Genomic DNA, 12,566 nt, shown 5'->3' with positions numbered 1-12,566 from the left:
TTAAAAAAGAATAATTAGTTTTCAAATCAATCATTAAAAATGTTGACGAGCCCGGAGGGATTTGAACCCCCGACCACAGGGTCCGAAGCCCTGTATTCTATCCAAGCTAAACCACGGGCCCAACCAAAATTATATATTATTTTAAGAAGTACTCTTGAATATAATTTATTATATACTATATAAATCTTTTAGTTAGGCAAACTAATCTGAATATTTGGTGATTTTTTGAGAGAAATTCTACTTATCGGCCTTGGTGGATTTTTCGGGGCGATATTGAGGTACTTTGTTAGCGGCATAATTCCTGTAAAATTTGGAATTCCAACAGGTACTCTTATTGTAAATCTTTTGGGAAGTTTTATTTTAGGCTTTATAGTGTACTCTTCATTATTTGGTTCGTTATCTCCTGAATACAGGTTATTAATAATAACTGGGTTTTGCGGGGCCCTTACTACATTTTCTACATTTAGTTATGAGTCATTTGTCATGTTAGAATATAATCATTATTTGGAAGTCGGATTAAACATTATTTTAAATGTTTTTGGATGTTTGGTAATGATATACTTTGGAAGACTCGCATCAATGTTTTTCTGGTGATTTAATGAAAAAAATATCTGCAAAACTTCTCAGGATTTACTTAAAAGAAGAAGACAAGTACGGAAAAGAATTACTTATCAATTCGATAATTAAAACACTAAAAAGCAATGGAATTGCAGGGGCAACGGTTTTTAAAGGATATTGTGGTTATGGAACCCGGGGCTTTTCGAGAATTGATATACTAAGACTTTCCATGAACCTTCCAGCAGTAATTGAATGTATCGATTACGAGGAAAAATTAAATGATATAATGCCAAAACTCGTTGAAATGGTGTCGGAAAACGGCCTTATAACGGTGCAAGACATTGAAGTCTTTAAGGAATTAAAAAAATAATATTTCGGCATTTGGTGATTTTATGATAACAGATGTGCTCATAATTGGCGGTGGCGGTGCTGCAGCAAGGGCAGCAATAGAATGCGGGCAGAAAAATGTTGTAATTGCTTCAAAAGGCCTTTTTGGAAAAAGTGGATGTACTGTGATGGCTGAAGGTGGGTACAATGCAGTATTAAATCCCGAAGATTCGTTTGAAAAGCATTATTCCGATACGATGAAGGGCGGTGGATACATAAACAATAAAAAACTCGTAGAAGTTTTGATAAAAAACGCACCAAAAGAATTTAAGAACTTGGAAAAATTTGGATGTATTTTTGATAGATCGGAAAAAGCAGAATTTGCACAAAGGCCGTTTGGCGGACAGAGTTTTAATAGAACCTGTTACAGTGGAGACAGAACTGGCCACGAGATAATTGCAGGATTAATGGAATATCTGAATAAATTTGAGCGCATAAAAATTTTAGAAGACACAATGGCAATAAAATTAATTGTCGATGAAGTTGAAGAGAACGGAAAAAAACTCAAAAAATGTTTTGGGGCAGTATTTTTAGATTTATTAAATGGCGATATTTACCCAGTATATGCAAAATCTACAATTCTTGCAACAGGTGGTGCTGGACAGATTTATCCGATAACATCAAATCCGAAACAAAAAGTTGGGGATGGTTTTGCAATTGCTTATCGTGAAGGGGTCGAACTAGTTGACATGGAAATGGTTCAGTTTCACCCGACAGGAATGCTTGGAACTGGAATTTTGGTAACCGAGGCTGTAAGGGGCGAAGGCGGAATTTTATACAATAAAAATAAAGAAAGATTCATGAAAAACTACGATTCAAAAAGAATGGAATTGTCAACAAGGGATGTAGTTGCTAAAGCGATATATAACGAGATTCAGGAAGGAAGGGGCATTGATGGTGCAGTTTATTTAGATGTAACACATCTGGATCCCGAAATTATCGAAGAAAAGCTTGAAACAATGTTTTCACAATTTTTGATGGTTGGAGTGGATATTAGAAAAGAGCCGATGAAAGTAGCTCCAACAGCACACCACTTTATGGGCGGAATTAAAATAAATGAAAATTGTGAAACAAATATTTCTGGATTATTCGCATGTGGGGAAGTTGCAGGTGGAATTCACGGTGCAAACAGGCTTGGTGGAAATGCACTTGCTGATACGCAAGTTTTTGGAGCAATTGCTGGAAAAAATGCTTTAAATTACGCTGAAATGGAACTTGACATTTCAAAAGTATATGCTTTTGTTGAAGAATATATCCAAGACTTGAAAAATACATTTAAAGATTCAAATTCTGGAGATAACGTATATTCATTAATTGATGAATTAAAAAAGACAATGTGGGATTTTGTTTCTATTTCAAGAGACGAAATTGGATTAAACGCTGCACTTGAAAAAATAAATGAAATAAACGGAAAAGCGGTTTCAATAAATGGAATAGTGGACTTTTCAAAAAAGTTGGAACTTGAAAACATGATTTTAGTTTCTGAAATTGTAATAAATTCTGCCTTACTTAGAACAGAATCAAGGGGCGCACATTTTAGAAACGATTATCCAAAAACCAATGACGGGTGTACTGGAAACTTTGTGGCATGTGATGGAAAAATTAAATTTGAAAAAATTGAATAAATTAATTTTTGTTTTTAGATAGTATATCCTCAAATTATTTCTTTTTGTACAAAACAACAATTTATATAGTCCAACACGATAGTTTGTAATTATAATTATCGATCATTATATATATCGGAATTAGATATTTATTTTAAATACTCCGTATGCTTTTGCATTATATATCAACCGAAATTTGCAATAATTATGCGGTTTAAAATACCCTATCACGTTAAAACTGATTAGTTTCAAAGGTGCGAATATGAAAGAAAAAATGAAAGAAATTGCATCAAGAGTTCGCGAATTGAGGGAACTCTCAGAAATTTCAATTGAAGAGATGGCGGATCACTTAAACGTTTCACCTGAAATATATCAACATTACGAAGAAGGAACCTGCGATATTCCTGCAAGTGTGTTGTATGAGATTGCACACAAGTTTGAAGTTGATATGGGGCTACTTTTAACTGGAGAAGAAACCAGAATGCACATTTTCACAGTTACAAGAAAAGGAAAAGGGGTATCTGTAGAGCGAAGGAAACAGTACAAATACGAAAATTTGGCTGAAAAATTCATTCATAAAAAAGCAGAACCATTTATCGTAACTGTTGAACCTAGAACTGATGGCAAAAAACCTTCTAAAAACTCACACCCTGGCCAGGAGTTTAACTATATTTTAGAAGGCACGATAAAACTTTACATCCACAATAACGAAGTTGTTTTGGAAGAAGGGGATTCTATATTCTTTGATTCGGGATATGATCATGCTATGGAAGCATTAAATGGGAAAAACGCTAAATTCCTCGCAATTATAATGTAAAACTTAATTTAATCTTAAAAACGAAAAAAGGTATAATTATGGTATCTTTAGTCAATGAATATGTTAAAAAAACGGAATTTGAGTCATACGAAGATTTTGTGGAAACTTTTAAGATAGATGTTCCTGAAAACTTTAACTTTGCTTATGATATTGTTGATGAATACGCAAAAATTGCACCGGAAAAGATTGCAATCGTATGGTGTGATGATAATAACGATGAAAAAATCTTTACATTTAATGATATGAAAAAATACAGTGACAAAGCAGCTAATTTCTTTTTAAAACACGGAATTAAAAAGGGAGACACTGTAATGCTCACATTAAAGAGTAGGTATGAATTCTGGTTTTGTATGCTTGGACTTCATAAAATTGGGGCTGTCGCAATTCCTGCAACGCACATGCTCACAACAAAAGATATTGTTTACAGAATTGAAAAAGCAGGCTTAAAAATGATAGTTTGCATCGGTGAAAATGGGGTTCCTGAATATGTTGACGAAGCAGTTTCTGAAATTAATTCAGACGTTTTAAAAGCATGTGTTGTAAATTTAAATCAAAAAAATTGGATTGATTTTTCAAAAGAATTGGGGGAATCATCAGAAGAATTTACAAGGCCTGTTGGAGAAATGGATACTAAAAATAACGATGTATTGGTTGCATACTTTTCATCAGGAACTACTGGATATCCAAAATTGATTCAGCACGATCATGAATATCCTTTAGGGCATATTACAACTGCAAAATACTGGCAAAACGTTGAAGACGATGGACTTCACTATACTGTTGCAGACAGTGGCTGGGCAAAGTGTATCTGGGGAAAACTCTACGGTCAATGGATTGCAGGAACTGCTGTATTCGTTTACGATTATGACAGATTCGATGCAGGAAATATGCTTGAAAAAATTGCAAAATATAAAGTTACAACGTTTTGTGCACCGCCTACAATTTACCGGTTCATGATCAAGCAGGATATCTCAAAAGCAGACTTTTCAAGTGTGCACTATGCAGTAACTGCTGGAGAACCATTAAATCCAGAAGTATATAATAAATTTTTAGAGTTTACGGGACTTAGGTTAATGGAAGGATTTGGGCAGACCGAAACGGTTGTATCTGTTGCAAACTTCCCTTGGATGGATCCAAAACCCGGATCAATGGGAAAACCCGTACCTATTTTTGATTTAATGATAAAAGGGCCGGATGGAAAAGAGTGCGATGTTGGTGAAGAAGGAGAACTCGTATTCAAAACAAAAGATGGAAAACCACTCGGTCTTTTCTCAGGATACTTTAAAGACCCCGAAAGAACCAAAAAATCATGGTACGATGGTTATTACCACACAGGGGACACTGCATGGAAAGACGAAGATGGATTCCTCTGGTTTGTTGGGAGAAACGACGATTTAATCAAAAGTTCTGGTTACAGAATCGGTCCTTTCGAAGTAGAGAGTGCACTTATTTCTCATCCTGCAGTGCTTGAATGCGCAATAACTGGAGTTCCTGACCCTATAAGGGGCCAGATAGTTAAAGCTACAATTGTTTTAACTCCTGATTACGAAGCAAGCGAAGAACTCAAAAAAGAACTTCAGGATCACGTTAAACACAACACTGCACCCTACAAATATCCACGGGCTATCGATTTTGTAAAAGAGCTCCCAAAAACAATCAGTGGTAAAATTAGGCGCGTAGAAATCCGGGAAAAGGATGAAGAAAAAAGTAATAATTAAATACCATAAAAATTATTTTTTTTAGAATACATTTGATCGAAAAATTATTTTTAAAATTTAAATGAAAACAGATGAAAACATGGAATGTTCTACAAAAAAACCTTATCCTGTAATTAACACTCTCGAATGCAAAGCATGTGAAAGATGTATAATTGCATGTCCAAAAGACGTCTTAGAAATGAGCAAAGACTGGAATGAAAGAGGCTATCACTACGTAATTTACACTGGCGAAGGATGCACAGGTTGCGGAAACTGCTACTACACTTGTCCAGAACCTTTAGCAATAGAAGTACACATCCCGCTTAAAAAATGCGATTAGAGGAGATAATATGGCAACACAACTTGTAAAAGGAAACACTGCTGTTATTATCGGAGCCATGTATGCAGGATGTGACTGTTACTTTGGATACCCGATAACTCCGGCAAGTGAAATACTTCACGAAGCTTCCAAATACTTCCCAATGGTTGGGAGGAAGTTTGTTCAAGCAGAATCAGAAGAAGCTGCAATAAATATGGTTTACGGTGCAGCATCAACCGGAAAAAGAGTATTATGTGCTACATCCGGTCCAGGAATGAGTTTAAAACAAGAAGGAATCTCATTTTTAGCAGGTTCTGAACTTCCATGCGTCCTTGTAAATGTACAAAGGGCGGGACCCGGTCTTGGAAATATCGGACCAGAACAGGCTGATTACAATCAGGCTGTAAAAGGTGGGGGACACGGAAACTACAAAAATATAGTTTTAGCTCCAAATTCAGTTCAGGAAATGTGCGATTTCACTGCAAAAGCTTTCGTACTTGCAACAAAGTACAAAAATCCCGTAATCGTTCTTTCAGATGGTGTTTTGGGACAGATGGTTGAACCATTAAAATTCCCTGAACAGGCAATAAAACCTGAAATCGATGACTCATGGGCAGTCCGAGGAACAAAAGAAACAAGGAAAAATTTAGTTACGTCAATTTTCTTAGATTTTAAAGAACTTGAAGAATTTAACTACAAATTACAGGATAAATACGCAGTAATAAAAGAAAATGAGCAGGATTTTGAAGGATACATGCTTGAAGATGCTGAAATTATCCTTGTTTCATACGGAATAAGCAGCAGAATTTCAAAAACTGCAGTAGATGTTGCAAGAAAAGAGGGAATAAAAGTAGGGTTATTCAGACCAAAAACACTCTACCCATTCCCTGAAAAAGAACTTAACAAACTTGCAGAGAGAAAATGCACATTTATTTCAGTTGAAATGAGCAACGGTCAAATGGCTGAAGATATTAAACTTGCAACATGTTGTAAAAGACCAATAGAACTTGTAAACAGGCTTGGTGGAAATTTAATTGAAGTGGATCAGATTTTAGCTAAAATTAAAGAAATTGCAGGAGGCAACTAAAATGACAGAAATTACGGAAAAAATTATGAAAAAGCCAAATGCAATGCCTGAAGTTTTTGAAAGAAAGGGAGGTTCTGCACCAACTGCAACGCACTACTGTGCAGGTTGTGGACACGGAATAATCCATAAATTAATGGCAGAGGCAATTGATGAACTTGAAATTGTCGATAGATGCGTTTTAATCAGCCCTGTTGGATGTGCAGTATTTGCATACTATTATTTTGACTGCGGAAATATCCAAGTGGCTCACGGAAGAGCTCCAGCTGTTGGAACTGGTGTTTCAAGAGCAGAAGGCAATGCAATTGTAATGTCATACCAAGGAGATGGGGATTTGGCATCAATTGGATTGAATGAAACAATTCAGGCAGCAAACCGTGGAGAAAAAATGGCAGTATTTTTCGTAAATAACACAGTTTACGGAATGACTGGTGGCCAGATGGCTCCAACAACACTTATTGGTGAAAAAACTGTAACCTGTCAAACTGGAAGGGATCCAAGGTTTGCAGGATACCCAATTCACATGTGCGAACTTTTAAGCAGCTTAAAAGCTCCAGTATTTATTGAAAGAGTTTCAGTTTCAGATATTGCACACATAAGAAAGGCAAAACGTGCTATCAAAAAGGCTCTTGAAATTCAAAGAGATGGAAAAGGATATGCATTTGTTGAAATATTATCACCCTGCCCAACGAACTTGAAACAGGATGCAAAAGCTGCTGAAAAATTCATAAACGAAGAAATGGAAAAAGAATTCCCACTACAAAACTTCAGAGACAGAAGCGCTGAAGTTGAAACATTGGATCGTGGAGAAAGTGACTTTTCAAAAGAATGTCTTGACAAAATATTTGAAGTAAATTCAAAAGGTTCAGAGGATCCATCAGAAGACCTTTCTTTCGAAGAAAAACTTGTAAAAATTGCAGGATTTGGTGGACAGGGAGTTTTAAGTATGGGTTTGACGCTTGCAGAAGCAGCATGCAGGGACCAAAAGTACGTTTCATGGTACCCGTCATACGGCCCAGAACAAAGAGGTGGAACCTCAAACTGTTCCGTTATAATTTCGGGACACGAAATTGGATCTCCTGTAGTATACTCCCCAGGAGTTTTAATTGCTTTAAACAAACCATCGCTTGAAAACTTTGCAAAAGACGTGAAAGTTGGCGGAACAATAATTTATGATGAAAATATTGGGGATTTTGAAATTCCAAATGGGGTTACTGCAATAAAAGTTCCAGCTTCAAAAATCGCAACTGAAATGGGCGTTTCAAGAGCGGCAAATACTGTAATGCTTGGAGTTTTATCTGCAATTGGCTACACTGGACTTTCTGAATCGGTATTTGTTGGTGCAATAGAACAAACTTTCTCAAAAAAACCTAAATTAATTCCTATAAACGTTGAAATATTAAATGCAGGAATTTCATGGGCTAAAGAAAATTTAGCTTTATAATTAATTTTTTTAAATTAACAAATATTTTCTAAAACATTTTAATTTACAAAGATTTATTTATTTTTTAATCGAAAGGGGCGATATTATGCAGGTTAAATCAGAATTACCTCCGGTGCAGGTAGCTCTTGATCTTGTTGATCTTCCAAGGGCAATAGAAATTGCAAAAGAGGCAGTTGCAGGCGGAGTTACCTGGGTTGAGGCAGGAACTCCATTAATAAAATCCGAAGGAATGAATGCAATTAGGGAACTTAGAAAAAACTTCCAAAACCTTACAATCGTTGCAGATATGAAAACAATGGATGCAGGAAGTACCGAAGTTGAAATGGCGGCAAAAGCAGGTGCAAATGTAATATTAATATTGGGTGTCGGTCCCGATTCAATGATAAAAGATGCTGTAAAAGCTGGAAAAAAATACGGGGTTTTAGTTGGAACTGATTTGATTGCAACTGAAGACCCAATAAAAAGAGCAGTTGAACTCGAAGAAATGGGTGTAGATATCATAAATATCCACGTAGGACTTGACCAACAGGTTTTAAATGTCGATCCTGTTGAACTTGTAAAACGAGTTTCAGAAAACTGTAAGAAAGCAAAAATTGCAGCAGCAGGCGGTTTAAACAGCGAAACCGCGGTAAAAGCATACGAAGCAGGTGCAGACATAATAATTGCGGGAGGAACATTATACAAATCCGCAGACCCTGAACAAACTGCAAGAGATATTATAAAAGGCCTCGAAACCGGAAAACCTGTAAAAACGGATAAATTTAAGAAATTTAATGAAAATGAGCTAGTTAATGCATTTAATGTTGTAAGTACATCAAATATAAGTGACGCAATGCACAGAACTGGTGAAATGAATGGTTTAAAACCAGTTTGGAACTCTGAAAAACCTTTGAAATTTGCAGGACCTGCAGTTACAGTTAGGACTTATTCTGGGGATTGGAGTAAACCTGTAAGTGCGATAGATGATTGCGAAGCAGGAAATGTTTTGGTAATTGACAACTGCAGTTCTGAAATTGCCTGCTGGGGTGGACTTGCAACGCTTTCTTGTAAAACTAAAGGGGTAGTTGCAATTGTAATCGATGGTGCTGTTCGGGATGTCGAAGAAATTTTAAAAATTGGAATTCCAGTCTATGCGAGAAGTATAACTCCAACTGCGGGAGAACCAAAAGGATTTGGAGAAATAAATGCAGTAATTGAATGTGCGGGAAGAACGGTTGAACCGGGAGACTGGATTGTTGGGGACGAAAACGGAATTATTGTGGTTCCAAAAAATGAGGCAATGGAAATTGCAAACAGGGCAATCGATGTAAAAGAAAGGGAAGATAGGGTCAAAGAAGAAATAACGCGTGGAACAACACTAGCAAAAACAATAAGATTAAAAGACTGGGAATTAAAAAAATAAAAAGTTAATTATAAAATTTAATCCTTAGATTTTTCCTATTTTATTATAAACATCTAAAAGACCGATACAGCCTGTAATCATTACATCTCCGCCAGGATATGCATAAGCACCGTAATTTTTAAATAATTCCCTGTTTGGACCTGCAATTAGTATGGATTCAGGTTCAGTTTTACATGTTACACATGCACCGTGTCCGTTGTCTTTATAGACCTCTTCATTTTTCAAAGTTCCATTGCAAGTTCTTTCAACAATGTCTTTTAGTTTTTGAGCATCGATTAATCTGGTGTGGTGTTCAAAAAGGCCGTTAATTTTTTGGTTTTGCATTGAAACCCCTAAAGTATGACCGTTTCCAATGTCAAGTCCGATAAACTCGTTTATATTGTTTTCATTTGCATAATTTAAAATACCGCAAACTGATGCCATTTTACTATCCATTACAAATCCATTGTATTTATTTTCATCAAGCGTCTTTAAAATGGATTCAAATCGTGAAAAATTGTCTGTTTTATGCTTTTTATTATCAAAATAAAATTCATAAGGATCTTTAGTTTCATTTAATTTTTTTTCAAAGTATTTAAATCGAGTAATCCGATCACTCTGCCCTTTTACAAATCCGTGGTCCTGGCAGGCTACGCAGACAACATCCGGTGAAAATTCCTGATTCATCGAAGAAAATATTGATTTCAACATTTCAAAATCTAAATCTTCTAAATTTACGTTTGGATTTTTTATTTCATCCTTTATAACAATTCCTTTTTCTCTAACTTCGTCTAAGTCATCCCTAATGGTTCTCGCACACCGTTCGGAAATTTCTACATTATATCCTTTTTTTAATTTTTGCATTATTGCAAACGAAACCGGGCCCCCGCCCATTAATTTACCATTGATTCTTAAATCTTCTTTCAATTTCATAATTTTTCGAGAAATAATTGTTGTGGGGGATGGCAGTATTAATTTTATTGCATTTTCAACGTTTTTTTCAGTATCAAAGTACAAAATGTCCTGAGTTCCTTTTCCAATGTCGATGCATAATATATTCAAAGTAATCACCTTAAATGACATTTTTTAATAAATGTTAAGTATATTTGATGGTATTATTCTACTTCTCTATTTTAAGATTTTTTATTTATATCATGAATTTTATAGTTGTCTTGCTTTTAATTGATTTTTGTGAAACTATGAGAATTTTAGATATTGATCTGGACTTTTTCTTAAATAAAATTGCATTTTGGAAAAAAGGAAATAAAAGACTCGATGAAAAAGAGTATGTTGTATGGAAAAAAGATAAATTTATCGAATTTTTAGAAAATAACTGTAATTTATCTAAAAATAATAAAATAAAAGGAAGAATTGTAAAAAAACACCACGAAGCTTTTTATTTTTGGAGAGAACTTATCGAGAAAAATGAAATCGAAGTTCCTTTTGACGTAATTCACATCGATGCTCACGCAGATCTCGGGCTTGGGGACTTTTCATACAAGTATATCATGGAAGAGCTCCTCCATAAACCTGTTGAAAAAAGAAATGATCCTGAAATGATGTATGAGGGAAATTATCTTGCTTTTGCAATTGCAAATCGGTGGATTGATAGATTAACTTATGTTACACACCCAAAAGGTGGAAATGATCTTTTAAATTTTCATTTTAAGGATTATGATGTAAAAAGTGGAATTATTCAGCTTAAAAAAACTGAAAAAATAGAAAATGAAATTAAAAATGTAAAAATTTTGGATTTGGAACCTGAAGTCCCTTTTAAATTAATATCTGGAAACGATTACATTGAAAAAGGAAATTTTGATTATGTGGTATTTAGCATATCTCCAAAATACACTCCAAAAACAATAGATCGGTTAATTCCAATCGTAAAAGAATACATCGAAGAAATTTAAGAATTTAACTCAAATGCTTAAGTTTAATTTTTTTATACCATAATGACGTATTTTATTTAATCTTCATATTATTTTATCAAAACAGGTGGAAATATGGATATCGGTGATTTTGTAAAACTCAAACTGGAAAACACGACATATTCTGGAACGGTAATGCCGTCTTTAAACGAAGATACGATTGTAATCAAAATGAAAAGTGGATACAACGTAGGAATTGATAAAAACAAAATAAAAAATATTGAAATTTTGGAATCTGGGGACAAACCAAAATACGGCCTTCCACCTCTTAATTTAGAAAAAAACCCAAAATTAAAAAACATTTCTATTTTATCAACTGGGGGAACTGTTGCTTCAAGAGTCGACTATAAAACAGGTGCAGTTCACCCCGCATTTACAGCAGACGATTTAATTATGGCAGTTCCTGAATTATTAGATATTGCAAACATCAAAGGAAAAGTTATTTTGAATATTTTAAGTGAAAACATGCTTCCAAAGTACTGGGTGATGACTGCAGAAGCAATAAAAGAAGAAATTGAAAACGGTGCAGAAGGAATTGTTATTGCACACGGAACTGACACAATGCACTACACTGCATCAGCACTTTCATTCATGGTAAACTCAGAAGTTCCAATTATTTTGGTCGGTGCTCAAAGAAGTAGTGACAGACCTTCTTCAGATGCTGCATTAAACATAATTTCAGCAGTAAAAGCTGCAACTGAACCGATAAAAGGAGTTTATGTATTAATGCACGGTGAAACTGGGGATACAGTATGCCATTTACACGAAGGTACAAAGGTTAGAAAACTCCATTCATCAAGGAGAGATGCATTCAAATCAGTAAATAAAACACCATTCGCAGAAATTAATCCATTTACAAAAGAAGTAAAATATTTAAGGGATGTTAAAAACCAGGACAAGTCAAAAATCAAGGAAATAGTATTGAATACAAATTTGGAAGAAAAAGTAGCATTAATTAAAGTTTATCCTGGAATTGATTCCGAAATTTTGAAGTTTTACGTTGATAAAGGATACAAAGGAATTATTTTAGAAGGAACGGGACTTGGACACACTCCTGAAACGTTTTTTGAAGGAATCGATTACGCAAATGAAAACAACGTTTTAGTTGCAATGACTACCCAAACAATTAACGGTCGAGTAAACATGAATGTTTATTCAAATGGGCGAGAACTTCAGGCAAAAGGAGTAATTCCTTGTGAAGACATGCTTTCAGAAGTTGCATTTGTTAAATTAATGTATTTACTTGGAAATTACGAAATCGAAGATGCAAAAGAATTAATGTCTAAAGATATTGCCGGAGAAATTAACGAATCTATTAATTTGGAGTGCTAATTTATATTTACTTTG

The 12,566-nt window shown here is 34.8% G+C and carries 12 protein-coding genes and 1 tRNA gene; 11 read left to right on the top strand and 2 right to left on the bottom strand.

Annotated elements, in window-relative coordinates:
• Nucleotides 1-46 precede the first annotated feature (46 nt).
• Nucleotides 47-121, bottom strand: a tRNA-Arg gene (locus HNP90_RS00525).
• A gap of 104 nt (nucleotides 122-225) precedes the next feature.
• Here HNP90_RS00525 and crcB point away from each other — a divergent pair.
• The 9 genes from crcB to HNP90_RS00480 all read left to right on the top strand — a co-directional run bounded on the left by crcB (nucleotide 226) and on the right by HNP90_RS00480 (nucleotide 9,312).
• Complete coding sequence (gene crcB, locus HNP90_RS00520; protein WP_011976924.1) at nucleotides 226-594, top strand: fluoride efflux transporter CrcB; 369 nt, start codon at nucleotides 226-228, stop codon at nucleotides 592-594.
• A 4-nt stretch (nucleotides 595-598) separates the two neighbouring features.
• Nucleotides 599-928, top strand: coding sequence for a DUF190 domain-containing protein (locus HNP90_RS00515; protein WP_011976923.1), 330 nt, complete (start codon nucleotides 599-601; stop codon nucleotides 926-928).
• Between the two features lie 22 nt (nucleotides 929-950).
• On the top strand, nucleotides 951-2,570 hold the full coding sequence (gene tfrA, locus HNP90_RS00510; RefSeq protein WP_011976922.1) for a fumarate reductase (CoM/CoB) subunit TfrA: 1,620 nt from the start codon (nucleotides 951-953) through the stop codon (nucleotides 2,568-2,570).
• Nucleotides 2,571-2,811: 241 nt separating this feature from the next.
• Nucleotides 2,812-3,366: a helix-turn-helix domain-containing protein gene (locus tag HNP90_RS00505; RefSeq protein ID WP_011976921.1), complete on the top strand. Its 555-nt coding sequence runs from the start codon at nucleotides 2,812-2,814 to the stop codon at nucleotides 3,364-3,366.
• 38 nt (nucleotides 3,367-3,404) lie between these two features.
• The gene (locus tag HNP90_RS00500; protein WP_011976920.1) at nucleotides 3,405-5,084 is read left to right on the top strand and encodes an AMP-binding protein; all 1,680 of its coding nucleotides are present in this window, start codon (nucleotides 3,405-3,407) and stop codon (nucleotides 5,082-5,084) included.
• Nucleotides 5,085-5,163: 79 nt separating this feature from the next.
• On the top strand, nucleotides 5,164-5,403 hold the full coding sequence (locus HNP90_RS00495) for a 4Fe-4S dicluster domain-containing protein (RefSeq protein WP_048060412.1): 240 nt from the start codon (nucleotides 5,164-5,166) through the stop codon (nucleotides 5,401-5,403).
• A 10-nt stretch (nucleotides 5,404-5,413) separates the two neighbouring features.
• Nucleotides 5,414-6,469, top strand: coding sequence for a 3-methyl-2-oxobutanoate dehydrogenase subunit VorB (locus HNP90_RS00490; protein WP_011976918.1), 1,056 nt, complete (start codon nucleotides 5,414-5,416; stop codon nucleotides 6,467-6,469).
• Between the two features lies 1 nt (nucleotide 6,470).
• Entirely contained in the window at nucleotides 6,471-7,910 is a 1,440-nt protein-coding gene (locus tag HNP90_RS00485) for a 2-oxoacid:acceptor oxidoreductase family protein (protein WP_011976917.1), read from the top strand.
• A gap of 85 nt (nucleotides 7,911-7,995) precedes the next feature.
• The gene (locus tag HNP90_RS00480) at nucleotides 7,996-9,312 is read left to right on the top strand and encodes a bifunctional hexulose-6-phosphate synthase/ribonuclease regulator (RefSeq protein ID WP_011976916.1); all 1,317 of its coding nucleotides are present in this window, start codon (nucleotides 7,996-7,998) and stop codon (nucleotides 9,310-9,312) included.
• Between the two features lie 24 nt (nucleotides 9,313-9,336).
• Here HNP90_RS00480 and HNP90_RS00475 read toward each other — a convergent pair whose 3' ends face one another.
• Nucleotides 9,337-10,353, bottom strand: coding sequence for a DUF1786 domain-containing protein (locus HNP90_RS00475; RefSeq protein ID WP_011976915.1), 1,017 nt, complete (start codon nucleotides 10,351-10,353; stop codon nucleotides 9,337-9,339).
• Between the two features lie 137 nt (nucleotides 10,354-10,490).
• On the opposite strand from HNP90_RS00475, the gene HNP90_RS00470 reads away from it, so the two are divergent.
• Together HNP90_RS00470 and gatD are read left to right on the top strand one after the other, a co-directional pair.
• On the top strand, nucleotides 10,491-11,201 hold the full coding sequence (locus HNP90_RS00470) for a peptide arginase family protein (protein WP_011976914.1): 711 nt from the start codon (nucleotides 10,491-10,493) through the stop codon (nucleotides 11,199-11,201).
• 93 nt (nucleotides 11,202-11,294) lie between these two features.
• The gene (gene gatD / locus HNP90_RS00465; protein ID WP_011976913.1) at nucleotides 11,295-12,551 is read left to right on the top strand and encodes a Glu-tRNA(Gln) amidotransferase subunit GatD; all 1,257 of its coding nucleotides are present in this window, start codon (nucleotides 11,295-11,297) and stop codon (nucleotides 12,549-12,551) included.
• Nucleotides 12,552-12,566: the final 15 nt, after the last annotated feature.

It is taken from the genome of Methanococcus maripaludis (genome assembly GCF_013760955.1).
In the GTDB taxonomy this organism is placed as follows: domain Archaea; phylum AGJL01; class Methanococci; order Methanococcales; family Methanococcaceae; genus Methanococcus; species Methanococcus maripaludis_A.
This window is presented reverse-complemented; position numbering and strand designations above follow the sequence as displayed.